Raw genomic sequence first — 25,538 nt, 5'->3', positions numbered from 1 at the left:
AAGATAGCAGTAGCTTAAAGAGCACTGCAACCTGCCGAGGTTGCTCAGCTGCGCACAGCTTCAGGCTCGTAGTTCAGGTGGGGACTCAGCCAGCGTTCGGCCTCGGCCATTGACATACCCTTGCGCCGGGCATAGTCTTCCACCTGGTCGCGGCCAATGCGGCCCAGCCCAAAGTACCGCGCCTCTGGGTGCCCGAAATACCAGCCCGACACCGCCGCCGTAGGATACATGGCATAGCTCTCCGTCAGCAACAGCCCTATGTTCTCGCCACACTCCAGCAGGTCAAACAGCGTGCGCTTCTCCGTGTGGTCGGGGCAGGCCGGGTAGCCAGGTGCCGGGCGTATGCCCCTGTATTTTTCCTCGATGATATCCTCTCGGGTCAGCTGTTCGTGCTGGGCATAGCCCCAGAACTCTCGCCTCACCCGTTCGTGCAGGTGTTCGGCAAAGGCTTCGGCCAGCCGGTCGGCCAGCGCCTTGGCCAGAATGGCATTGTAATCGTCGTGCTGACGCTCAAACTCGGCCACCAGCTCGTCCAGTCCTTCGCCAGCGTTCACGGCAAAAGCACCCATATAGTCTTCGCCTTCAGGCGCTACAAAGTCGGCCAGGCACAGGTTGGCAATGCCATCCTTGCGTTCGCTCTGCTGGCGCAGCATGTGCAGCACCTCCAGCGGCTGGCGTTGGGTGTTCGGTTCGTACAGTTGGATGTCGTCGGCGCCCTGGCGATTGGCTGGCCACAGCCCCAGCACGGCATGTGCCCGTATCCGCTTCTCGCCGATGATGCGTTTCAGCAACGCCTGAGCATCGGCAAACAGCTTGCGCGCCTCGGTGCCCAGTTCGGGGTCTTCCAGTATGGCCGGGTATTTACCCTTCAGCTCCCAGGTACTGAAGAACGGGCTCCAGTCGATGTACTCGGCCAGCACCTCCAGCGGATAATCGCGCAGTACCGTTACCCCCAGTTTGTTCGGGCATGCCACGGTAGCGGCGTCAAACACCAGTTTGGGTGCATTGGCGCGGGCCGCCGCCAGCGGCAGAAACTGGCGCAGGCCATTCTGCACGGCATGGGTCTCGCGCATCCGCTGATACTCCGTGCGTACATCATCGGCAAACGTCTGCTGGCCCTCGCCCAACAGCTGGCCCACTACGGGCACGCTCTTGCTGGCGTCCAGCACATGCACCACCGGACCGTGATAGGCCGGGGCAATCTTAACTGCCGTGTGCATTTTGCTGGTTGTGGCGCCGCCTATCAGCAGGGGCAGGCGCAGGCCCTGCCGCTCCATCTCCCGCGCCACATGCACCATCTCATCCAGCGACGGTGTAATCAGTCCCGAAAGACCAATGATGTCCACCTGCTGCTCGCGGGCTGTGGTCAGTATTTTCTCGGCGGGCACCATCACCCCCAAGTCTATGATCTCGTAGTTGTTGCACGCCAGCACCACCCCTACGATGTTCTTGCCGATGTCGTGCACATCGCCTTTTACTGTAGCCAGCAGCACCTTTCCGGCAGTCTGTGCGCCAGTGCCGCCGTTCAGCCGCTTCTCCTCCTCGATGTACGGTATCAGCTGGGCCACGGCGCGTTTCATCACTCGGGCACTCTTCACCACCTGCGGCAGAAACATCTTGCCCGCACCGAAGAGGTCGCCCACTACGTTCATACCGTCCATCAGCGGGCCTTCGATCACCTGAATGGGCCGTGCGTAACGCAGGCGGGCTTCTTCCACGTCCTGCTCTATCCAGTCGGTGATGCCCTGCACCAGTGCATGGCTCAGACGGGTTTCCACGGGCGCCTGCCGCCAGGCCAGGTCTTCCACCTTGGCTTCGCGGCCTTTGCCCTTCAGGGTCTCGGCCAGTTGGGTCAGGCGCTCGGTAGCATCCGGGCGGCGGTTCAGCAGCACGTCTTCCACAGCCACCAGCAGTTCCTGCGGTATGTCATCATACACCGCCAGCTGGCTCGGGTTCACGATGCCCATCGTCATGCCCGCCTTGATGGCATGGTACAGAAACGCCGAGTGCATGGCCTCGCGCACCGTGTCGTTGCCCCGGAACGAGAAACTGATGTTGCTCACACCCCCGCTCACCTGCGCACCCGGCAGGTGCTGCCGTATCCAGCGGGTGGCTTCGATGTAGTCTACCGCGTAGTTGTTGTGCTCGTCTATGCCCGTGGCTACGGCAAAGATGTTCGGGTCGAAGATGATGTCTTCGGCAACCATGCCCACCGTCTGTGTCAGCAGGGTGTAGGCCCGCTGGCATATTTCTGTTTTTCGCTGGAACGAATCGGCCTGGCCCTGCTCGTCAAAGGCCATCACCACCACCGCGGCGCCATACTGCCGGCACAGTTGCGCCTGCCGCAGAAACTCCGCCTCGCCCTCTTTCAGCGAAATGGAGTTCACGATGCCTTTGCCCTGAAGGCATTGCAGGCCAGCTTCTATCACCGTCCACTTCGAACTGTCCAGCATCACAGGCACACGGGCAATGTCGGGCTCGGCGGCTATGAGGTTTAAGAACCGCACCATGGCTGCCTGGCTGTCCAGCATGCCCTCGTCCATGTTCACATCTATCACCTGTGCGCCGCCTTCTACCTGCTCACGGGCCACAGACAGGGCTTCGTCGTACTGGCCGTTCAGAATCAGCTTGGCAAACTTCCGCGAGCCCGTCACGTTTGTGCGCTCGCCCACGTTCACGAAGTTCGAGTCCGGCCGTACCGTCACTGCCTCCAGCCCCGACAGCCGCAGCCACGGCTCCAGCGTCGGTATTGCACGGGGCTTCTCCTGCTGCATGGCCCCTGCAATGGCGGCAATGTGCGCCGGCGTGGTGCCGCAGCAGCCGCCTACGATGTTCAACAGCCCCTCCTGCGCAAACGCCTTCAGCAGGCTTGCGGTGTCTGTCGGCTGCTCGTCGTATTCACCAAAAGCGTTGGGTAGGCCCGCGTTCGGGTAACACGATACGTATACATCTGCCTGCGCAGCCAGTTCGGCCATAAAGGGGCGCATCTGGGCTGCTCCCAGCGCGCAGTTAATTCCTACACTCAGCAGGTTGCGTGTGTGCCGTATGCTGTGCCAGAACGCCCCCACCGTCTGGCCCGAGAGCGTGCGGCCGCTGGCATCGGTTATCGTCACCGATATCATCACTGGCACCTGCACGCCTTTTTCCGCGCACACCTGCTCTATGGCAAACAGGGCGGCTTTGGCGTTCAGCGTATCAAAAATGGTTTCTACCAGCAGCAGGTCTACCCCGCCATCCAGCAGGCCACGCACCTGGTCGCTGTAGGCCTGCACCACCTGGGCCCAGCTCACAGCCCGGAAGCCCGGGTCGTTCACATCGGGGCTCAGCGACAGCGTGCGGTTCGTAGGCCCCAGCGCCCCGGCTACAAATCGAGGCTTGTCAGGTGTGCGGGCGTTGTATTCGTCAGCGGCCTGCCGCGCCACACGGGCCGCGGCTACGTTCAGTTCGTAGGCCAGTGCCTCCAGCGCGTAGTCGGCCTGCGATATCGCGTTGGCGTTGAAGGTGTTCGTCTCAATGATGTCGGCCCCCGCTTCCAGATACTCCCGGTGAATGGCCAGTATCACATCTGGGCGGGTCAGCACCAGCAGGTCGTTGTTGCCCTTCAGGTCGCCTGCGGGCACAGTCTGGCTGTGGTCGCAGCCAGCGCCGTGGCCTTCGTGGCCGGGCGCACAGCCTGCGTGGTCTTTTCCTTCATACTGGTGGCGGGCAAACCGCTTGCCGCGGAAGTCTTCTTCCGTCAACTGGTACCGCTGAATCATCGTGCCCATGGCACCGTCGATCAGCAGAATCCGCTGCGCAAGCAGCGTGGTCAGGGGGTGGCCTTTCAGAAAGGCGTTTTTCAGCAATGTCATGGAATGCAAGGCGACAACTGCAGCCGCATCTGTTGCAAAGAACGCAACAGATGCCTTCGACATGCGCTGGCCATGCTTTTTCTCGCAGCTTTTTTTAGCAGGGCCACACCGCAGCCCTTACATTTGCCGTTCTATTCCACCTATTTACCTCTGCTATGCAAGCTGAAATCGAACGCCTGATGGCCGAGGTCGCTGCTTTCGACCTCGGGAATGCCGCCGCCCTGGAAGAATACAAGCGCCGATTTACCGGCCGCAAAGGGGCCATTCCTGCCCTGTTCGAGCAGCTGAAGGCCGTGCCCAACGACCAGAAGCGCACTGTAGGCCAGAGCCTCAACCAGCTGAAGCAGCTGGCACAGCAGCGTTTTGAGGAAGCCGAAAGCCGTGTCGGTGGCAACCGCGTTACCAGCGATGCTCCCGCCGACATGACCCTCCCCGGCGACCCCGCCGCCGTCGGTGGCCGCCACCCCCTGCGCCTCATCGAGGCCGAGGTAGTCCGCATTTTCGAACGCATCGGCTTCGGCGTAGCCGAGGGCCCCGAAATCGAGGACGATTGGCACAACTTCACCGCCCTCAACTTCCCCCTCAACCACCCCGCCCGCGACATGCAGGACACGTTCTTCATCGAGCGCGGCGAAACCGACACCGTCCTCCGCACACACACCAGCTCGGTGCAGGTGCGCCTCATGGAGAGCACCAAGCCCCCCATTCGCTCCCTCATGCCTGGCCGCGTGTTCCGCAACGAGCCCGTCTCGGCACGCGCACACTGCTTCTTCCACCAGATCGAAGGCCTGGCCATCGACGAAAACCTCTCCTTCGCCGACCTCCGCCAGACCATGGAATACTTCGTGGCCAACTTCTTCGGCCCCGGCATTCCCATCCGTCTGCGCCCCTCCTATTTCCCCTTCACCGAAATCAGCGCCGAGATGGACATTCAGTGCCAGATCTGCCACGGCGATGGCTGCCAGCTCTGCAAAGGCACTGGCTGGGTGGAAATTCTCGGCTGCGGCATGGTAGACCCCAACGTCCTCGAAAACTGCGGCATTGACTCCAAGCGATTCAGCGGCTACGCCTGGGGCATGGGTGTCGAGCGCATGGCCCAATTGCGGTACCGCGTACCCGACCTCCGCATGTACTCCCAGAACGACGTGCGCTTCCTGAAGCAGTTTTCGGCCATTGGCTGAACACATACCGTCTGTTCTTCAGGCTTTAACACGGATTTTTGGGCACGCGGAAATCTTGTTGTCAGGATTTTGGCGTAATTTCAACGCCACGACCCATTGCTGCCGACGGGTAGCGCGTGCCCGTTTTTCCTCTCATGGCCCAGTACGACGAGATCTTCAAACTCGTAGATGATTCGAGCAGGCTCCAGGAGCAGCTTGCCGAGCGCTTCGGCCTGCTGAACGGCAACGGCTCCGCCGATGACCGCCAGATGCTTGAGTCCATGCTCAACCATTACCGGCACCATCACCCCTCGCCACAGATTGTAGAAACCGACCTCAAAGGTGTCGTAATCGCCTGCAACGAAGAGTTTCTCAAGGCCAGCAAGTACAACCGCGACGAAATCGTCGGCCAGAGTATCAACCTCCTCCGCAGCAGCCGCACCGAGGATGGCCTCTTCACCGACATGTGGAACAACATCCAGGCCGGCAAACCCTGGAAGGGCGAAATCCACAACCGCGCCAAAGACTACGAAACCTATACCATCGACCTCCTCATCCTGCCCGTGCAGGGTGCCGATGGCAAGGTCGAGAAATACTGGAGCATGGCCTTCGACATCTCCGAGCGCCAGTCCAAACAGGACGCCCTTGAGGCCAAGAACAAGGAGATGCACGACAGCCTGAACTACGCCAAGCGTATTCAGAAAACCATCCTGCCCGACAAAGCCGCCATGGACGAACTCCTCGGCGACTACTTCGTGCTCTTCAAACCCAAGGACGTCGTCTCCGGCGACTTCTACTGGTTCTCGCGAAACATCCGCACGGCCTTCATCGCCGTGGTAGACTGTACCGGCCACGGCGTGCCCGGTGCCTTCATGTCGCTTATCGGTTTCAACCTGCTCAACCAGATCGTCAACGAGCGCAAAATCACCCGCCCCGGCGAAATCCTCACCGAGCTGCACAAGCAGGTACGCAACACCCTGAAGCAGGACACCTCCGACAAGAGCCGCGACGGCATGGACGTGTGCCTCTGCGCCATCGACATCTTCGACGACAGCTTCGAGTACGCTGGCGCCAACCGCCCCCTCTACTTCTGGCACAAAGGCGAGCTACAGGAAATCAAGCCTGATAAGTGCTCCATCGGCGGTGAACAGATGGAAGAACAGCGTGTCTTCACCACGCACACCATTGAGGTAGAAGAAGGCGACGCCATCTACATGTTCTCCGACGGCTTCACCGACCAGATTGGCGGCCCCGAGCAGAAGAAGTTCAGCACCAAGAAGCTGAAGCAACTAATCGCCGAAAACCAGCACGAGACCATGAGCGTACAGCGCGCCATGTTCAACATCGTCTGGAAAGACTGGAAGGGCGACGATGAGCAGCTCGACGACGTCACGCTCATCGGCAAGCGCTTCTAGGCCAGCAGTCTCAGTACCGATGGCCGCACTGCCAGCAGTGGCTTGGCCCATAGTGCCCGCAGCCATTCCCTCCGCGCCTGCCCCCGCACACCCCGCTTCTGCCACGCTTGCCCCCGCAGCACCGCACCCCTGAACCGCACCCAGCGCCGCAGGTAACTGTGCTTCCGCAGTTCGGCATCTGTATCCAACAGCCTTAGCAGCTGCGCTTCGCCGTAGGCCAGCACCTCAGGCGTCACCTGCTCCATCGTCTGCCCTGTATGTAGCCCCACGCGCCGGACGGTTGCGGGCAGCACATGCACCGGCCACCTGGCCGCCAGCCGCAATACCCACCACGCATCCTCGTCGTAGGTAAACGCCCTGTCCGTACTGAAGCCATAAGCCAGCGCCACTTCCCGTTTCACAAACAGGCAACTGCCGTAATAAAACACACACCGTAGGCCCTGTGGGTCAAACCGGAACCGCTCCAGTGGCTGCGGCATCACTTCGCCAGTGTTCAAATCCTGCTCTTCCCAGGGGCTGAACAGCAGTTCGGGCCAACCCCGGCGCTTCAGCTCCCGAGCTGCCAGTTCCAGTGCGTCAGGCAGCAGCAGGTCATCCGAGTCCAGATAGTATACATATTGGCCTGTAGCCACAGCCGTGCCTGCGTTCCGTGCCGCGCCCCGCTCGGCGTTCTCCTGCCACAGATAGCGCACCCGCGAATCGGTCTGAATCAGTATTTCCACCCGCTGGCGGGTATCGTCGGTGCTGCCGTCATCTACCACAATGCACTCCCAGTCAGCATACGTCTGCGCTTGCAGGCTCTGTAGGGCATTCATCAGCAGGGCGGCGCGGTTCCACGTCGGCACTACGATGGAGAACAGCAGCCCGGCCATACCTCAGCCCCGCAGTTGGTACACCGCCCGCAGGTGCCGGCCCAACTCGGCATAGTCCATGCCATAGCCCACCACAAAGGCATCCGGTATCTCTATCCCCACCCAGTCAGGGCGGTGACTGCCTTTAAAGGCCCCCGGCTTGAACAGCATGCACACCACCGTTACGCTGGCGGCTTCTTCGGCTTTCAGCTTGGCTACCAGTGCGCCCAGTGTGTTGCCAGTGTCTACAATGTCTTCCACCACCACTACATCGCGGCCTTTTACCGGTATATCGAAAGCCGGAATTTCCTTGGGCGCTCCCGTACTGTGCATGCCAGCACCATAGGTCGAAATCCGCAGCGGCGACAGCAGGTACGGAAACTCCATCCGCTGGGTCAGGTCGCCCAGAAACATCAGCGAGCCCTTCAGCACGGGCATCAGAACAGGAGCCGCCAGTGGTAACCGGTCGGCAAAGCGGGCATTCAGCATAGCCCCGAGTGCGTCCACGCGCTCCTGCAGCTGTTCGGCTGGCAGAAACAGGTCAAACGTCTTGTCGTTCAGGGTAACAGAGGGGGCAACAGAGTGTAGCATGGCAGTCAGTTCGTTTGCAAAGCTACACCCGATTGCACCTTTGCTGTTTACTTCTTTACAGGCGTGTTCGCCAGATAGTCGGCTGCTACATGACACATTGCCCGCAGCCCAGTCATCAGTCCCCGCTCGTCTACATAAAACTGTGGCGAGTGGTTGCTGGCGGCGTTCTTCACGTCCGGGCCGGGTGGCGTAATGCCTACGAAAAGAAACAGGCCCGGCGCTTTGCGCGCATAGAAGGAGAAGTCTTCTGCACCGGTCTGCTTGTCAGCCAGCACCACATTCTCAGCACCCAACACGCGCCGCAGGGTCGGCAGCATGCGCTCAGTGAGGGCCGGGTCGTTGGCCAGCACAGGGTACTGCCGCTTGATCATCAGCTTGGTAGTCGCACCCGAGGCCTCGGCAATGTTCTCGGCCGTGCGGCGCACCCGCAGATGAATGTCGTCCTGCATGGCGTCATCGAATGCGCGGATCGTCCCCGTCATGCGCACACTGTCCGGTATGATGTTGTTCCGCACCCCCGCCTGAAACTGCCCTACAGTCACTATCGCGGGCTCTTTCGTAATCGCTACCTGGCGACTCAGGATGGTCTGGAAACCCAGCACAATCTGCGAGCTCACCACAATGGGGTCAATACCTGCCCAGGGCTTGGCGCCATGTGTCTGCTTGCCATACACAATCAATTCAAACTTGTCCGAGCTTGCCATCGCCGGCCCCGGCCGATATGCCACGGTACCCGCTGGTATCCCCGCAAACACGTGGGCACCAAACACCGCCTGCACCGTTGGGTTGTCCATCACGCCTTCGGCTACCATGGCCTCCGCGCCTGCTATGCCATCTCCCGCCGGGGCCCCTTCCTCCGCTGGCTGGAATATGAACTTGATGGTGCCCGGCAGTTGCGCCTGCAATCCCTTGAAAATCTCGGCTGCCGCCAGCAGCATCGCCACGTGGGTGTCATGGCCACAGGCATGCATCACGCCCACGGGTTTGCCCTCATACTCGCCAATGGCCCGCGAAGCAAAAGGCACATCTACCTGTTCCGTCACAGGCAGGCCATCCATATCGGCCCGCATTGCGATCACCGGACCCGGCTTGCCACCACGCAGCGTAGCCACCACGCCGTAGCGCGCTATTCCCGTCTGTACTTCCAGCCCCATCGCCTGCAGTTTCTCTGCAATGAACTTGCTGGTATTTACTTCTCGGTTAGAAAGCTCGGGGTGCTCGTGCAGCCACCGCCGCCACTCTATCATCCGTGCTTCTATAGCTGCCGCCCGTTTGTCTATTTCTGCCGCCAACGTCGACGGCTTCATCGGCTGCCCATACCCCAATTGATGTAGGCCAACCAGAATCGCGCTCAAAAGTAAAAATCGCTTCACCATGCCTCAATCTAAGCCATAATCAGACTTACCGCTTTCTGTAAACGAATGTCAATAGTTCATAATAAGTGTAAACACTTAGGCATAATTTTACATTGTACCGATTTTTACCTAAGTTTGTCCCACTCTGTGAACTACTGAACCAACACGCTCTCACACTCAAACATGAAACGGAAGCTCTGGAAAGTGCTTGCGACTACCGGAGGCATACTGCTCGGCTTGGCATTGCTCCTTGTGGCAGTAGTCCAGGTGAAGGGCGTGCCTACCTACACTCAGGCAAAGTCTCCGTATGCCATTCCCACCACTTTCACGCCCGATCAGGTCAGCTGGGGCCGAAAGCTGGTGGCCATGCGCTGCCAGGACTGTCACATAAACGGCCAGGGTACCTCACTAACCGGTCGTCTCATGCCCGAGTTTCCCGCTGAAATGGGCACCATCTATTCAGCCAATATTACCCAGCACACACAGCAGGGCATCGGCAGCTGGACCAACGAGCAGCTGTATGTCTTCCTGCGCACCGGTGTCCGTCCTGATGGTCGCCATGCTGTCATCATGCCCATTGTGCCCAACATGGCCGACGAAGATTTGCTCGCCATCATCGCATTTCTCCGCTCCAGCGATCCCGTGGTACAAGCACAGGATGTCCCCAGCCAGCCGACCGAATATTCACTGCTCTTCAAGGGGTTGGCACATGGCCCACTCGCAGCACGCGACCTCCAGCCTGGATTGCCGCTCCAGCGCCCAGCCAAAACCGACACCATCGCTTATGGCCGCTACCTCGTTACCGGTATGCACGATTGTTTCGCCTGCCACAGCCCCGACCTCACCAAAATCAACCTCTTTGACCCTGAGGAAACCCCAGGCTACATGATGGGCGGCCAACCTTTCCCGATGCCTGGAGGCAACAGCCCTGCCCCACCTAAGATCAACGGCGAAGCCGACGGCATCCGCCAATGGACGCAGGAACAGTTCATTACCTCCGTAAAGTATGGCAAAACCCGGCGCGGAACCGCCCTGTCACTGCCCATGCGTCCCTTCATCGAAATGGACTCTACAGATATAATCGCCATGTACAGGTATCTGCTCACAGTACCTGCACATCCGGCAGAATAACCCGTGGTTGCTGAACCGATCGACCGAACCTGAACTATCCAACCATGTGGAAGCAAACCCGCCCTCACCGGCGGGTTTTTCTTTTTACAGGCCCGTTCAGAACACCTCTGTTAAAAAGCAACCTGCACCTGTTCAGAACTATACGCTTTTTCCTTCGCCCACGTTATTGGGGCAGTCGTATTTGTGCTTTCAGGTGTGTGACACGCACCATTCTGTATGCCTGCGTTCATCAATCTCGCGTCCAAGTCGCTCCCCATAGACCTTGAACACCTCGTCCGTCTGGCCGACGAACTCAACTGGGAGCATCTCAGCAGCAACCCGCGTTTGCCCTGGACACCCGAAATGATCGAGACCATGCGCGACCGCTGGTGCTGGCCACGTCTCTCCCAGAACCGCGCGCTCCCCTGGTCTGAGGAGCTCCTCCTGCGCTACGAGCACCTCTGGGACTGGGCCTGGCTCTCCGGCAACGATGCCCTCCCCTGGTCTGAAGAGCTCCTCGAACGCTATGCCGACCGCTGGGACTGGACCTGGATCTCTGCCAACCGCAAGCTGCCCTGGAGCTGCCGGCTCATCGACCGATACCCCCAGCGCATCAACTTCTCCTTCCTCGCCCGCAACGAGTCCTGCAACTGGACCGAGGAGGCAATCCACAAGTACGCCGACCGCTGGGACTTCGCCGCACTCTCCATGAACCGCGCACTCCCCTGGAGCGCCGAGCTCATCGCCCGCTACGAAGACCGTTGGGATTTCGCCCGTCTCGCCGAAAACCCCGCCCTCCCCTGGTCGGTCAACCTCATTGACACCTACTTCGACCGCTGGGACTGGAAGAGCCTCAGTGCCAACACTGGCATCCTCTGGGACCACGCCCTCATCAGCCGCTACGCCTACCAGCTCAGCTGGCTCATGCTCAGCGCCAATCCCAGTGTCAACTGGACACAGGAACTCATCGTCCCCTTTCAGCACCTCATCGACTGGGCCCGCCTCAGCGCCAACCAGTCGCTGCCCTGGTCCTCCACCCTCATCAGCCGCTTCGCTGGCCGCTGGAACTGGCCCGCCCTCAGTGCCAATCCGGCCCTGCCCTGGTCCATCAACCTTCTGCTCGACTACCAGCACGATTGGGACCTCAACGCCCTCGAGCAGAACGAAGCCGCCACCGTCGCCATCTTCGGCCTCCGACCCAACAACCCGGTCCTCCGCCGCTACCTCGACTCCGTCCAGAAAGTTTTCTGACGCCCATAGCCATTTCTGGGTTCCTTGCCTAGATTTATAGGCATGAACCTACTGCTGAACTCCGCCAGCCGATGGGCGGCCGTCCTTTCTTTCGCTCTGCTACTGCCTGTCACAGCCGCCGCTCAGCTCGGCGACGACGCCCCAGCCACCGAACAGCCCGTTACCGCCTCTGCGCTGGTAAACGAAGGTATCAACCTCCACGATCAGGGCTCCTACAAGGAAGCCATCGCCAAGTACCGCGAGGCCCTCAAGCTTGACCCCGCCTATCACGCCGCCGAGTACGAAATCGCCCTCAGTCTCAATGCGATGGACGAAAATAGAGAGGCGCTGCCCATTCTCCAGAAGCTCACCGTACAGCACCCCACCGACGACCCCCAGTACTGGATTCTCCTCGGCACCGTCCTCGACGAGATGAAGCGCTACGACGAGAGCATCAAGGCCTACAACGACGGACTCGTCCATTTCCCTATGGACATGATGCTCCACTTCAACCTCGCCATTCCCCATTTCAACAAAAAGGAATACAAAGAGGGCTATGCCTGTATCAACAAGGTGCTGGCTATCAACCCCGCCCACCCAGGTTCCTACCGCACGCTCGGCTTCAACTACTTCGAGCAGCAGCGCAACGCCCTAGGCCTGCTCAACTACGCTTCCTTCCTCCTGCTGGAGCCCACAGGCCAGCGCGCCAACGGTGTGCACGATGTGCTCAAAGAAACCTTCGACCAGATTGTCAGCAGCTCCAGGCCCGGCACAATAGACATCCGCCTAAATACCGACAGCAGCATACCGGAGGAAGAAAGAACAGCGTGGGGCATCTTCCCGCTCGTTGCAGCGCCGCCTGCTGAAACCGATGCCGAGAAAAACCTCCAGAACGACCTCAAGGTCTTCCGGGCTTTCAGCAATCTCCACACACTCAACGAAACGCTCGGCAAAAGCCGACTCGCCAAAGAAAACCCCGTGCTCAAGCGCCAGCTGGCATTTCTAGAGGCCGTGAACAAAGCCAAACTGAACGAAGTGCTGGCCTATTGGCTGCTGGTGGGTCGCTCCGCCGAAGCCGGCACCTACATCCGCGAGCACCGCACCGAGCGCACCGCCCTCATGGAGCTCGTCAAGCAATACTTCCCCCGCCCCCAGCGGTGAGGTCTCCTGTTTTCATGCGATATCTCCTCTACTGCTTATCGGTGCTGCTGCTCCTGAATACTTCTATGAACGCCCAACAACAAATGCCAGACTCAAATACCATAGAACTAAAACTGGATCAGCTGGAGGATGAAATTCTGGTGAACCTGCGTCAAGGGCAACTGAAAAAAGCATTGGCCCTAATTGACAGGGCATTGGCTATTGCGCCAAATGAGCCTAGAATCCTGTATCAGAAAGCACGAGCGCTTTACAGACAGGATAAACCCGACCAAGCCTATAAAATCCTGCATTATCTGGTAACCCAAACGCCGACAAATGCTGAAGCGCCTTGGGTTTTGATGGGCAACATATTGGATGAGGAGGGCCACGGAGCCGAAAGTATCAAGGTCTATCAGCAAGGGTTGCGCTACTTCCCTGAAAGCCAGATGCTCTACTTCAACTATGGCGTCACCTGCCTCAGCCTCAATCAGCTTCAGGAGGGCTGTGACAAGATTTTCGAAGGGCTGAAGCGCAATAAGTCGCACACCAGTAGCTATCGTTCTCTCGGCACCTACCTGATGAAGAACGACCACAAGGCATTGGGGTTACTCAATTTCGCCTGCTTCTATGCACTGGAAGGAACAGGAGAACGTGCGACGGGTACGCTTGGCCAAATTCACGACTATATCGGCCTCTTACGTTCATCCGACCCGGACTTTACGTATTCGGTCGAGAGCAACCCTCCACTGCCGGCAGGAGAAATCGCCGCCTGGCAGGAGGCATACAAATCACTTGCAGTTAAAGACACCGTGGACATGACAGAACGGGAAGACTGGTATCCGCTCTACCGTGCCCTCATGGCTCTACCCAAAATGGTTGAGAAACTTCGCACAGGGCCCACCAGTATTGTCAGCCCCATACTCGATCATCAGTTTCAGTTCATCGAGGAAGTTGAGCAGCGTAACCTGACGCCTCTACTGGCCCACTGGACACTGCAAAGCAACTGCAACTTCTCCGCAAAGTACCTGCGCGAACATCCCAAAGAGCTACAGGAATACCTGACCCTTGTCGGCACTTACTTTCCCATCTCCCAAGACTAATACTGGCTGAGAATGGGATGAGCGATAGCCCCCTTTTCCCCTAACTTTCGGGGCACACGCCCCCTATGACCGAGACCTACTCGCTGCGCAGCCTCGCGCCCCTGCTGGGCGCCACGCTCGTACAGGACAGCCCCGCCGCTGCGGCGCCCCTCCTGCACTACGTGTACGACACCCGTCTGCTGGCCCAGCCCCACGATAGCGTCTTCCTCGCCCTCCGCGGCGAACTCCGCGACGGCCATGCCTTCGTCCTCGACGCCTACCAGCGCGGCGTGCGCTGCTTCTGGGTGTCGCAGCCCGTCAGCCTCCCACCCGATGCTGCCGTACTCCACAGTGATGACGTACTCGCCGCCCTCCAGCTGCTGGCAGCCCACCACCGCAACCAGTTCACCGGCCCTGTCATCGGCATCACCGGCAGCAACGGCAAAACCACCGTCAAGGAATGGCTGGCCACCGTGCTGGAGCCACACCACGAAGTCTACAAAAGCCCCGGCAGCTACAACAGCCAGTTGGGCGTGGCGCTGGCACTGCTGGGCCTGCGCGCCCACCACACCATAGCCCTGCTGGAAGCCGGCATCAGCCAGCGCGGCGAAATGGCCCGACTCGCCCAGCTCATCCGCCCCACGCTGGGAGTGCTCACCCACATGGGCGACGCCCACGCCGAGGGCTTCAGCAGCTTTGAGGAGAAGCTGGCCGAAAAGATCCAACTCTTCGCCACCTGCCACACCGTGGTAGCCTGCGGTTCCGATGCCACCGTGCGCGAGGCCCTGCGCTACAGCCGCCTCAATGCCCGTCTCGTCGCCAGCGCCGATACGTATCCCATTGCGCCCGTACGCTACGCCGAGGTACCCGCCGAGCCCTACCGCATGCTGCTGTCGCTGGGCGAGGCCACCCTCCACGTACCCGTGCCCCAGCCCGGCGAGGCCGCCCGCGAAAACCTGGCCCTCGTTCTGGCCGTAGCCGATACCCTGGGCATCGCCCACACCGACCTCGCCACCGCCGCCACCCTGCTCCAGCCCGTCTCCATGCGCCTGGAGATGGTCACCGACAACCCCGAGGTCACCGTACTCAACGACGCCTACAACGCCGACGCCGAGAGCGTCCGCGCCGCCTTCTCCCTGCTTGCCGGACAGGCCATGCACCCCCGCCGCCGCGTCATCCTCTCCGACCTCGAACACCAGGGCAGCGCCGCCACCGCCATTCAGCAGGCGCTCCTCAACCTCGCCATCGAACGCTTCGGCGCCGACGCCATCGAAACCGTAGGCCCACGCTACCAGCAGCTGGCCCAGCCCGGTGTCCGCGCCTATGCCGATACCGCCGCGCTCCTCGCCGCCTTCGACTACGCCCGCTACCGCGAAGCCACCGTCCTGCTCAAGGGCGCCCGCCGTTTCCACCTCGAGCAGATCATTCCCCTGCTCACCCACCACCCCGGTGCTTCCTATTTCAAGATCAACCTCAACGCCCTGCGGCACAACTACCTCACCATCCGCAACTGGCTGCCCCGTGGCACCCGCGTGCTGGTGATGCTGAAGGCCGCTGCCTATGGCGGCGGCAGCTGGCAGATTGCCCAGGAGCTGGAACGGCTCGGCGTGGAAGGCTATGCCGTGGCCCAGCCAATAGAGGGCATCGAACTCCGCCGCCGTGGCATCCGTGGCCCCATCCTCGTCATGGGCCCAGACCCCGCCCATCTCGACCAGCTCATCGCCTACGACCTCGCCCCAGCCATCTGGTCCTTTGCCCTGCTGGAACAGTGGGGCCAGCTGGCAGCAGCCGAAGCCGCCAAAGGCCGCACCGTACGGGGCCTGCACCTGGAATTCGATACCGGCATGGCGCGGCTGGGCTTCACCCCTGCCGAAATGCCCCAGCTGATGCGCTGGCTGGCCGAGCACCCCGCTGTGCCCATCGCGGGTATTTTCACCCACCTCGCCGCCAGCGAAGACCCCTCCGCCGACGCTTTCACCCAGCAGCAGATCAACACCTTTGCCCCACTGGTGGCCGAACTGAAAACGCGCTACCCACACGCCCTGGCCCATGCCCTCAACACAGGCGGCATCCTGCGCCACCCCCAGCACGCGTTCGACATGGTGCGCCTTGGTATCGGCCTCTACGGCGTAGCCCCTACCGACACCAACACCTTAGGCTTACAGGAAATCGGCAGCTTGCATACCGCCATCGCGCAGATTCACCACTACGCCGCCGGCACTACAGTCAGCTATAACCGCACCGAGGTTCTTTCCCGCGACAGCCGCATCGGCACCCTGCCCCTGGGCTACGCCGACGGCCTGCACCGGGCCCTGGGCAACCGGCGACTCAGCGTACTCGTGCGCGGCCAATTGGCGCCCATCGTCGGCCGCATCTGCATGGACCTCATGATGGTAGACCTCACCGACATTCCCGATGCACGGGAAGGCGATGAGGTCGTCATCTTCGGCCAACAGGGTTCGGCATACCAGAGCGTCCAGGCGTTGGGCGCTGCTGCGGGCACCATTGCCTACGAAATCCTGGCGGGCATTGCACCGCGTGTACGGCGTGTGTACGTAAAGGAGTAGGCTATTCCGGATAATAGAAACGGGAGTACAGCCGGTCATCCTTTACCTCAATCAGCGTAAAACGGTCATTGGTCAGGCTCAGAAGGTTCAGTTGGCGTTCGGTCACAGTGCCGCCGCTGGGTATCTTCAGCAGAAGAACTTCGTAGTAATTGATCAGCTCAAAAGTGCCCTCTTCTACCAGCCCGTCGCGCAGCCCATCACAGCTTGTGTTCTCGTAAAAAGTGAACGTACCGTTTGCCCGGAAAACATACACATTGTCACTGTCGCAGGGTATCGCCGGCTCAGATCCAGCCATTGAGCCACGGTAGGTGAAGCTGGTGTAGCGCCAGGCTTTGCTGTTGTCGTTTGTCAAAAGACGCCTGTACAGCACTTCGCCGGCCTCCTCCGCGGGTTGTTTGCCACACCCCGCAGCCAATAGCAGCAGCACCAACAGCATGCCCAATGGTCCCTTGCACTGCCAGTCCTTAAACTGCCACATCAGAAGGTCACCTTGTAAATCCGGTTCACCAGCACGCCGCCTTCTTCCATCTGGGTAACCATGCGGTTGCTCTGCATCAGCACAATCTTCATCGTCTTCGACGCACCGCTGCCGCCACTGGTGTAGTTCAGCTTCAGGTCTGTGCCGCTGTTCAGCAGCTCAAACGTCCCACTCGACTTCGGCTCGGGCGATGGGCCACCACAGGCCGTGTTTTCTTCAAATGTGAAGGCGCCAGAGGCATTGAAGGTATACCGGTCGTCACGGTCGCAGTCAGGGGCGAACGAATAGCTGCCGGTACCGCGTTGCAGCGAGTCCAGAAACCACATCTTGCTGGAGTTGTTGGTCAACAGTTGCCGGGTAAAATCCCGCACGGTGTCTTCATTGCTTGGGCCACAGCCAGCCAGGAAAGCAAGCGACAGCACTAGAACCATACTCCCAGTCTGGGTCAGCATCCGTAGTTTCATGTAGTTTCTTTTGTCAGAGTAAGTTTGCACAAGATAAAGCGCTTGACTTAATCGCAGGTAGTATACCGTCACTTTGCGACCACTATATACCCATATCCATGTCGCCCACTGCCATCACCCTCTTGCTGCTGTGCCTGTCCAACACCTTCATGACCTTCGCCTGGTATTGGCACCTCAAGGGCAGCCAGACCACCCCCCTCTGGAAAATCATTCTCATATCATGGTTCATTGCCCTCTTTGAGTACGTCCTCATGATACCTGCCAACCGCATTGGCGCACGCGTGTTCAATGCCTTCGAACTCAAGACCATCCAGGAAGTCATCACCCTCAGCATCTTTGTCGTCTTCGCGGTGCTATACCTCCGCGAACCCCTGCGCTGGAACCACGTCCTCGGTTTCGGCCTCATCATTCTGGCCGTCTACGTCGTCTTCAAGAAGTGGTAATGCAGAAAGCCCCCTTGCGGGGGCTTTCGCAGCTGATGCAGCCAGCTCTCAGAGGGGTCGTTCAGTTAGTAATCAGTTTAGTGTCAGGCCCAGCACCAGTATGTCATCGGTCTGGTCAGTAGGGCCGCGCCAGGTGTCATGCTCCTGGCCCAGCTGATGTGCCAGTGCAGGCATTGGGAGCTGGGCATTCGCATTCAACAGGTCGCGGAAGCGGTTCAGGGTAAACTTGCGGCGGTTCTCGGCGTCAAACTGGTCCGTAAAGCCATCGGAGAAGAGGAACAGCCGGTCGCCGGGCTGGTACTGAAACTCCTGCACTGTGTACTGTTTGATTTCCGCCGCGCGGCCACCCACGGGCAGTTTATCGCCCGTGATGTCTACACGTTCGTTACCTCGGTATAACAGCGCCGGGCGGTTGGCGCTGGCAATACGCAGCGTCCGGTTGTCTCGATCTATCACCACCAGCGAAATGTCCATGCCGTCCTGGGCAGCCGTACTGCTGGTGCCGTTGTCCTGATCCAGCGTGCGACGCACCGCCAGGTCCAGTTCCCGCAGTATCTGGTCCGGCTCCGACTCGCCGTACTCCCGTACAATCTGGTTCAGCAGGTGGTAGCCCGTAAGCGACACAAACGCGCCTGGCACGCCGTGGCCCGTGCAGTCTACCGCAGCTACTACCGTCTTGTTGCCAACCTGGGCTGTCCAGTAGAAGTCGCCGGAGAGGATGTCCTTGGGCCGGAAGAACAGACACACATCCCCCAGCACTTCCTGCAACTGTTGTGGCCGTGGCAGCAGCGCCTGTTGAATGCGCTGCGCATACCGGATACTGTCTGTAATCTCCTGGTTCTTCTCCTTGATGGTCGTGTTGGCCTCCATCAGGTTGTCGTTGATGGCCTGTATCTCATCCCGCTGCTGCAGAATCTCTTCGTTCATGGCTTCCAGCGCATGGTTCTGCTCCTGTATCTCGCGGGTACGCTCGGCCACCTTCAGCTCCAGCATCTTGTTTTGCTCGGCTATGATGCGCTGGTTTTCCTCAATGGCTTTGGCACGCTCGGCCTTGATCAGGTTGATTCGGTCGCCCAGCGCAATCGACAGCAGTGCCGCTTCCAGTGCCGACCCAAAGTACACCGCGTTCGAGGTAAAAGGCGTCTCGGGCAGTACACCCAGATTCTTCAGCACGTAGATAAACCCCCCCAGCACAACCGGAATGAACGCCATCAGCAGCATGCGCGCCGGCTTGTAACCACTGAAAAGGCTAACTAGAATGGCACTTACCCCAACTATCAGTACATACAGCGAAGTCCCCTGCTGGATAGTCACATACATTGGGCGCGGCAGAACAAAGCCCAGAATCGCCGCCAGGTTCATCGTAAACGTCAGTGCGTTCAGCAGATACCCCACCCGCATCAGCGCATCTACCCGTGGATGATCCTGTGGTGTGCGAACATAGGCTCGCATGAACGTAAGAATAGCTACAAAAGCGCCAGCGATAAACAGATTGGCAAGATTGGCCTGGTAGAACGGCACAAGCTCGGCAATCCAGTCCTGGTACAGGTTCGAGCCCAGCAGAAAGAAACATGTCAGCAGCACCAGATAGGCCAGATACACCAGATACTGACGATCGTGCAGGGTAAAATACAGCGCTGCGTTGTACAGCAGCATGATGATACACATACCGAAAAACAGCAGCATGAATGCCTGGTTCGGTGCTTCCTCACGCTGATGGTCGCGGTAATAACTCTCCAGCGGCTGCACATAGAAGCGCAGTTCCGTAGCGCGGGCGTGCACGTAAAAAACATGCTTGCCCCCCGTCAGTACAACCGGACGGGTACTGGCCTCTGCGTAATAGGGCAGGTGTTTATCACGCGCCAGAAACCGCAGCTGACCCGTGCTGTCCGCTACATAGGCGCGGAAGTCGGCATGGTCGCTGCCCGCTACTATCAGCACGTAGTCGCCACCCACTGGCACCTCTGCGGGCACGCGAATCCAGCTGCTATATGCATTGTTCAGCTTCAAGACACCACTTGTGGCATCCAGGGTAGTGGCCATGAAGGTTGCCGACGACAGTTGCCCCACAGGTACTTCCGCGCCAATCTCTTCCAGCACCCCCAGGGCGTTGGTCAGTTGTTGACGGTCGGTGGTTGCTTGGGGCTGCACCTGGGCCCACACAGTAAGTGGCAGTAATGCCAACAGCAGGTAAAAACGTCTCATCAGGCCGGAGAAGAGTATCAGGGTGCACCAAGATACACGTGGCCTTTTTGTTAATACTCGTTAATGGGTAGACACCCCATATTTCCTGACCGTTTTGTTACCACCTGTAACTCTTTTTCAGCTTTTTAGCGCGGAAACAGGTAAAGTTTGGACGAAAGAAGCCAGTGCGGGAGCCACTACCTCCCAGTCCAGTTCACTGAAATCCGGATGCGGCCAGCGCACTTCCGCATGCGGCGAAGCGTAGCTGTGCCAGATGTTCTGCCCGGGGTCGGTCCACACATACAGCCCAAACACCGGCACACCGTAGGCACTGCACAGGTGTATCGCCGACGTATCCGGCGTAAACAGCAGACCCAGCTGTGCTATCATCGCCGCATACTCACCAAATGGCCGCCGGGCCCATATCGGGTAGTCAGGCCCCACAATGCTCCTAGCCCGGGCTTCAGCCTCAGCGGGGCACAGCACCACCACATCGCAGTTGCGAGTGCTAAACCAGTGCAGCACCTGTCGGAACCGCTCGTCGCCCCAATAACGCTCCTCACCTCCCGCAAACAGGTTCACCCCCACCAGCGGTCTGCCCACCATGCGCCAGCGGGCCAGCCATTCCTGCGCGGCAGTTGACTGCTCAGGCTTCACCGGAAACTGCACATTCCAGTCGCCCGCGGCAGGGTCCATCCCCAATGGTATCGCCAACTGACGCAGTCTGTCCATCACATGGGTGTCGCGGTCGTCGGGGCGGGCTACGGTGTGTGTATAGGCCGCCTGCCCTTTCTCTATTGCACGGGCAAAACCCACTTTCACGGGTGACTGTACCAGCGCCAGCAGCCACGTAACCGTACTGCTCGGCTTGTCGTGGCTGTCTACCACTGCGTCGTAGCGCAGCTTACGGAACGCCAGAAAGTCCGTCAGCTTGCGCCGATACACCAGCACCTCCTCCACAAACGGCAGTTCGCGAAACAGAAACGCATTTCGGTCTTCGGCCAGCACTGTAATGCGCACCCCCAGCTGCCGGTGCAGTTCGGCCAGCAGGCCCGTCGTTACCAACGCATCACCCAGCCGGTGCAGTCGTATCACCAGCACACGCTGCCCCGGCTTCAACTGGGCAGGGATAGCCGAAGGCTGCGCCCGCGACACTGCCGCCAGCACTCCCATCGCCATCCGTTTGAAGGTGCGCTCCAGGCCTTTGGCCCATCCGATTGCCATGCCGCAAAATACGCCACTCCCCCGCCCCAAATGCAAACTGCCACCCGAAGGTGGCAGTTGCTTTCCCGAAACTTACAGACGAAAAACACACAATACTAGGTTCCGAGGATCTCGCGCGCAATCACCAGCTTCTGGATCTCCGTGGTGCCTTCACCAATGGTACAGAGCTTCGAGTCGCGCCAGAATTTCTCAGCGGGGTATTCTTTGATATAGCCGTAGCCACCGTGAATCTGTACGCCTTCTTCCGCACACTTAACGGCTATTTCGCTGGCATACATCTTGGCCATGGCCGATTGCAGCGTCACTTTTTCGCCACGGTTCTTTAGGTCGGCGGCCTTATAGGTCATCAGCTCGGCAGCTGAAATCTGGCAGGCCATGTCGGCCAGCTTATTGCCAATCGCCTGGAAGCGGCCGATGTTCTGGCCAAACTGCTCGCGCTCGTTGGCATACTTTACCGCGGCATCATACGCACCCTTGGCAATGCCAATGCTCAGCGCCGCAATACTGATGCGTCCACCGTCCAGAATCTTCATCGCCTGACGGAAGCCGTCGCCTACTTCGCCCAGGCGCTGGCTGTCGTGCACACGCACGTTGTCGAAAATCAGCTCGGCCGTTTCGCTGGCACGCATGCCCAGTTTGTTCTCCTTTTTGCCTGCACGGAAGCCCGGTGTCCCAGCTTCAATGATGAAGGCAGTAGAATTGCCGCTCTTACGGGGTTCGCCCGTGCGGGTCATCACCACTGCCACGTTGCCGCTCTTGCCGTGGGTAATGAAGTTCTTCGCGCCGTTGATGATCCAGTAGTCGCCATCACGCACGGCGGTAGTCTTCATGTTGCCGGCGTCGCTGCCCGTGTTGGGCTCTGTCAGGCCCCAGGCACCAATCCACTCGCCAGTAGCCAGCTTGGGCAGATACTTACGCTTCTGCTCTTCGTTGCCAAAGCTCATGATGTGCCCCGTGCACAGGCTGTTGTGGGCAGCCACACTCAGCCCAATGGAACCGCACACTCGGCCCAGTTCCACCAGCGCCGTTACATATTCGAAGTAGCCCATACCGGCGCCGCTGTAAGCCTCGGGCACCAATACACCCAAAAGCCCCAGTTCGCCCATCTTCCGCATTACATCAACCGGAAAATGCTGCGCCTCATCCCACTCCATCACATACGGACGGATGTTCTCAGCAGCAAACTTGCGTACCATTTCTGCAATGGCCTGCTGGCTTTCGCTGAACTCGAAGTTCAAGGCGGCGGGCGCATTGTGCGACATTGTAGCCATAACGTGTTGGAGGAGTCTGTACAAATATACACCTATAACCCCCTTGCGCAAAACGAACGTTCATTAGGCAAGGGGGTCGGCGTTATTTCGAATCAATCCAATTGGCTTCACTGCACCACTAGCGGCGCAGCCAGCAGCGCTCCTGTCGACAGCTGAACCTGCACGTAATACAGCCCAGTCTGTAACGCTGGCTGCAACGTGAACACCGCCCCCGTAATGATGGCGGTATGACATACTACCCCGCCACTCGACACAATCCGCAGTGTGCCACCCACACCTCCTTCAGCCCCTGTGATTTCTCCGCTTACAACACCACCCACACTTGCCGGACTGGGCCACACTCTCAACTGCTGACCCCCATTCACCGGCACCACCACTTCCCGCACACCCAGCAGTGTCCGGGTTCCGTCGTAGTCATACTGCTCCAGCACATAGTACACCAGCCCGACAGGTGCACTGGCGTCCAGCCACTCGTAATGTGTGGTGTTGTCCGTGGTTCCCTTGCCTTCTACCCGCGCTATGGCCTCGGTATGGCTGCCTGCGGTCCTGCTCACCATGTAGTGGCTGTTGTTCAGTTCGTTGCTCGTTGCCCATCGCACCGCCACCTTCCCATCTGTCCAGCGCGCTTCAAAGGCCGTCAGTCGCACTGGTAGCGTCCCCCCTGGACAAACCCCGTTCAGACATAGATCACCACATGCATTCTTGTCCGTTGTGCTGTTGCAGCCACCCGTCAGCAGAAAAGTACCATCGCCAGTGATGGGCTCCTGGCCAGGAGCACAGCCTTGGTTGCCCGACACTGCCGACCCAACCGTTATCATCCCGTCTATGTCCACCAATGTCCCGCTTGCACATGTCCAGTTGTTGAGGTGCAGGTTCCCCGTCACGTTTACCACTCCAGTAGGTGTCACCCACATGGTTGTATTGGTCCCAAGCGCCGGGTCCAAATTCAACTGATGATTCAACTGCAGATTACCCCCGACATTCAGCACCCCGCTTACCACCAGCGAGCCACCCCGCCGGATACTCACATTTCCAGGTGCCCCAAAACTTGCCCCAGGCAGAATCTCCAGATTGTCAAAGATCGGGAACAGGGGCTGCCCACTTCCATCCAGTACAGGAGCAGTAATGACAACCAGATTCCCCTGATTGCCCGCTCCATTCAATGCCATTGCCCCCATCAGGTCGCTGATTGTCCCGTAGCTACAACCACTCCCACCAGACTTGGGAGCTATGCTCCAGTTTGCATTGTTGTCCCAGCGCCCGTTGCCGCCAGCGTTTGTAAATGTCGCAACACACTGCCCATTGGCCCCAACAGGCAACAAGGTTATCAGTGCAAGTGCCAATAACAAAACGGGACCTTTACAAAAGGTATAAATGCGTCGCATAGGTGTGCTGTTGGAATATTTCCCAATTTCCAACCTATATTTTAACTGACGCTTGTAATATTTAGCCGCAAGCCCCTTTTGTTTAAAACTTTGATGAAATTTACCATTGCAAAAGGCGGCCGTCCCAAAAGGATAAAATGAAACAATAGGATAATGGCTGATAAAAACATGTATTTCGATAACGCTGCGCAATTGAAAAAGCGCAACTGAAATTCAGCTGCGCTTTCCATCGCAATTGCAGCTACTCTTACTGCACCAGAACTGTCGTCGAATACACCCGCCCACTGCGCATCGTACCCCGCACAAAGTATACGCCAGGTACCTGCTGTCCACGCAGCACAAACGTACTGTTCGCAATCACAGTGCTGTCCAGCAGTCTGCCAACGCTCGACAGCAGCTCTACACGCCCTTCGGTCTCATCCGCCGAAAGTACAGTGCCTTGAATGGGGGAACCTGCCACCACTGGATTCGGCGTTATCCGCACCTGCTGTTTGACACCCACCAGCACTTCACGCACACCCAATAGCGTTCGCGTTCCGTCGTAGTCATACTGCTCCAGCAGGTAATACACCAGGCCAGACTCCACATCCGCATCTGTATAGCTGTAGCTGTGCAGCTGCTGGCTGGTGCCGTTACCCTCTATCCGTGCAATCGGCATAAAAGCCTGCTGGTTGGTAGAGCGGCTCAGCACGAAATGGCTGTTGTTCAGTTCTGTAGCTGTAGCCCACCGCAGCTGCACATACGACGCCTCGGCCTCTGCCGTAAACGAAATCAGCTCTACGGGCAGGCCACCAGCCGGGCAACGATTGTTTTCGCAGAAATTGGGGCACGCGTTGCGGTCGGCGTTGTTCCAGCTGTTGCAGCCGCCACCCAGCGTAAAGGTCCCTGTACCTGTTATTGGCCGCAACGCCGGGGCGCACTGCTGGTTGCCAAACATGTCATCCACCACTGTCATCGTCCCGTTGATTACAACCTTCATGTTGTCCTCACAGGTCGCATTCTGCAGATTAAGGTCATTTCCTACATTCACCACCGCCCCTGCTTCTACTTTCATCTGCGACGACGCCGGCAAATAACGCTCGCCGCCGAAGGCAAAATTCAGCTGTAGCGTGCCTGGCACTGTCAGCGTCCCATCCACCAGCAGTGTTCCTGTCTTGCGGATGCTGAAGAACGTGCCAGAATTTCCGCCTGACTGAAAACTGCCATTGGCCGTGATCCGCAGGTTGTCGAACACCGGAAACCACGGCTGCCCAGTGTTGTTCGCTACAGGTGCATCAATCACCACCTCATGGCCGCCATAGCCTGCACCATTGCGTGCCATCTCGTCCATGAGCGCTCCTATCGTTCCAAAACGACAGCCCGTGCCGCCAGGCTTCGCCTCAATCGTCCAGTTGGCGTTGTTGTCCCAGCGTCCATCGCCCCATGCATTTGTAAACGTGGCAACACACTGTGCATTCAATAGCGCTGGCACACCAACCATTACCAGCAACAGCACTTTCCGCTTCAGGTGAGGGGTCATATCGTCCGTCTGTTTGTTTGTCCTGCAAAACTCCGGCACCCCCACCACTCCAATGTGGTATGTTTAAGACAATCATAATTACTGTTAATAATACGTCTCATTTATACTTTTATATCTTAACGAAATACAAAAATGGGAATTCGCATTTTTACACACATGCCCTGATGATACAATAAATGGATTCATAATTTTGTATTTATCAGTCAAATTAGTACGAAAAC

Annotated in this window: 19 protein-coding genes; 8 read left to right on the top strand and 11 right to left on the bottom strand. The window is 58.8% G+C overall.

Annotated features, from left to right (window positions below; genetic code table 11):
• Positions 1-44: 44 nt before the first annotated feature.
• The gene (gene metH, locus AC2D8O_RS02645; RefSeq protein WP_484677233.1) at positions 45-3,851 is read right to left on the bottom strand and encodes a methionine synthase; all 3,807 of its coding nucleotides are present in this window, start codon (positions 3,849-3,851) and stop codon (positions 45-47) included.
• A 155-nt stretch (positions 3,852-4,006) separates the two neighbouring features.
• Between metH and pheS the strand changes: the two genes are divergently transcribed.
• Together pheS and AC2D8O_RS02635 are read left to right on the top strand one after the other, a co-directional pair.
• Positions 4,007-5,032: a phenylalanine--tRNA ligase subunit alpha gene (gene pheS, locus AC2D8O_RS02640; RefSeq protein ID WP_484677232.1), complete on the top strand. Its 1,026-nt coding sequence runs from the start codon at positions 4,007-4,009 to the stop codon at positions 5,030-5,032.
• A 116-nt stretch (positions 5,033-5,148) separates the two neighbouring features.
• A complete protein-coding gene (locus AC2D8O_RS02635; protein ID WP_484677231.1) occupies positions 5,149-6,426 on the top strand; it encodes a SpoIIE family protein phosphatase in 1,278 nt (425 codons plus the stop codon).
• Here the strand turns inward: AC2D8O_RS02635 and AC2D8O_RS02630 are convergent.
• The 3 genes from AC2D8O_RS02630 to AC2D8O_RS02620 are packed head-to-tail and all read right to left on the bottom strand — an operon-like array spanning position 6,423 to position 9,175.
• Positions 6,423-7,298 carry a glycosyltransferase family 2 protein gene (locus AC2D8O_RS02630; RefSeq protein WP_484677230.1) on the bottom strand — a complete coding sequence of 292 codons (876 nt, stop codon included), beginning with the start codon at positions 7,296-7,298 and terminating at the stop codon, positions 6,423-6,425. The two genes, AC2D8O_RS02635 and AC2D8O_RS02630, sit on opposite strands and share 4 nt — an antisense overlap.
• Positions 7,299-7,301: 3 nt before the next feature.
• Positions 7,302-7,868 (bottom strand): phosphoribosyltransferase, encoded by a 567-nt coding sequence (locus tag AC2D8O_RS02625; RefSeq protein ID WP_484677229.1) that lies wholly within the window; start codon positions 7,866-7,868, stop codon positions 7,302-7,304.
• A 47-nt stretch (positions 7,869-7,915) separates the two neighbouring features.
• The gene (locus AC2D8O_RS02620) at positions 7,916-9,175 is read right to left on the bottom strand and encodes an amidohydrolase (protein WP_484677228.1); all 1,260 of its coding nucleotides are present in this window, start codon (positions 9,173-9,175) and stop codon (positions 7,916-7,918) included.
• A 231-nt stretch (positions 9,176-9,406) separates the two neighbouring features.
• Here AC2D8O_RS02620 and AC2D8O_RS02615 point away from each other — a divergent pair, with 231 nt between their 5' ends.
• The 5 genes from AC2D8O_RS02615 (at position 9,407) to alr (ending at position 16,349) form a co-directional block, all read left to right on the top strand.
• Positions 9,407-10,354 carry a c-type cytochrome gene (locus tag AC2D8O_RS02615; protein WP_484677227.1) on the top strand — a complete coding sequence of 316 codons (948 nt, stop codon included), beginning with the start codon at positions 9,407-9,409 and terminating at the stop codon, positions 10,352-10,354.
• Positions 10,355-10,570: 216 nt separating this feature from the next.
• Positions 10,571-11,584 (top strand): hypothetical protein, encoded by a 1,014-nt coding sequence (locus tag AC2D8O_RS02610; RefSeq protein WP_484677226.1) that lies wholly within the window; start codon positions 10,571-10,573, stop codon positions 11,582-11,584.
• 42 nt (positions 11,585-11,626) lie between these two features.
• Positions 11,627-12,724, top strand: coding sequence for a tetratricopeptide repeat protein (locus AC2D8O_RS02605; protein WP_484677225.1), 1,098 nt, complete (start codon positions 11,627-11,629; stop codon positions 12,722-12,724).
• A gap of 14 nt (positions 12,725-12,738) precedes the next feature.
• A complete protein-coding gene (locus AC2D8O_RS02600; RefSeq protein ID WP_484677224.1) occupies positions 12,739-13,803 on the top strand; it encodes a tetratricopeptide repeat protein in 1,065 nt (354 codons plus the stop codon).
• 65 nt (positions 13,804-13,868) lie between these two features.
• On the top strand, positions 13,869-16,349 hold the full coding sequence (gene alr, locus AC2D8O_RS02595) for an alanine racemase (RefSeq protein WP_484677223.1): 2,481 nt from the start codon (positions 13,869-13,871) through the stop codon (positions 16,347-16,349).
• A gap of 1 nt (position 16,350) precedes the next feature.
• Here alr and AC2D8O_RS02590 read toward each other — a convergent pair whose 3' ends face one another.
• Positions 16,351-16,827: a lipocalin-like domain-containing protein gene (locus tag AC2D8O_RS02590; protein ID WP_484677222.1), complete on the bottom strand. Its 477-nt coding sequence runs from the start codon at positions 16,825-16,827 to the stop codon at positions 16,351-16,353.
• On the bottom strand, positions 16,827-17,258 hold the full coding sequence (locus AC2D8O_RS02585) for a lipocalin-like domain-containing protein (RefSeq protein ID WP_484677221.1): 432 nt from the start codon (positions 17,256-17,258) through the stop codon (positions 16,827-16,829). The genes AC2D8O_RS02590 and AC2D8O_RS02585 overlap by 1 nt, the downstream gene beginning before the upstream one ends.
• Before the next feature lie 131 nt (positions 17,259-17,389).
• Here AC2D8O_RS02585 and AC2D8O_RS02580 point away from each other — a divergent pair, with 131 nt between their 5' ends.
• A complete protein-coding gene (locus AC2D8O_RS02580; protein WP_484677220.1) occupies positions 17,390-17,734 on the top strand; it encodes a DMT family protein in 345 nt (114 codons plus the stop codon).
• A gap of 72 nt (positions 17,735-17,806) precedes the next feature.
• Here the strand turns inward: AC2D8O_RS02580 and AC2D8O_RS02575 are convergent, their stop codons facing one another.
• From AC2D8O_RS02575 to AC2D8O_RS02555, 5 genes are all read right to left on the bottom strand, one after another.
• Entirely contained in the window at positions 17,807-19,939 is a 2,133-nt protein-coding gene (locus AC2D8O_RS02575) for a PP2C family protein-serine/threonine phosphatase (RefSeq protein ID WP_484677219.1), read from the bottom strand.
• A gap of 117 nt (positions 19,940-20,056) precedes the next feature.
• Positions 20,057-21,142, bottom strand: coding sequence for a glycosyltransferase family 9 protein (locus tag AC2D8O_RS02570; protein WP_484677218.1), 1,086 nt, complete (start codon positions 21,140-21,142; stop codon positions 20,057-20,059).
• A 95-nt stretch (positions 21,143-21,237) separates the two neighbouring features.
• Positions 21,238-22,413, bottom strand: a complete 1,176-nt coding sequence (locus tag AC2D8O_RS02565; protein ID WP_484677217.1) for an acyl-CoA dehydrogenase family protein — start codon at positions 22,411-22,413, stop codon at positions 21,238-21,240.
• A gap of 107 nt (positions 22,414-22,520) precedes the next feature.
• A complete protein-coding gene (locus AC2D8O_RS02560; protein ID WP_484677216.1) occupies positions 22,521-23,582 on the bottom strand; it encodes a hypothetical protein in 1,062 nt (353 codons plus the stop codon).
• Between the two features lie 463 nt (positions 23,583-24,045).
• Entirely contained in the window at positions 24,046-25,317 is a 1,272-nt protein-coding gene (locus AC2D8O_RS02555; RefSeq protein ID WP_484677215.1) for a hypothetical protein, read from the bottom strand.
• Positions 25,318-25,538 lie beyond the last annotated feature (221 nt).

Source organism: Pontibacter sp. T17 (genome assembly GCF_057219875.1).
This window is presented reverse-complemented; position numbering and strand designations above follow the sequence as displayed.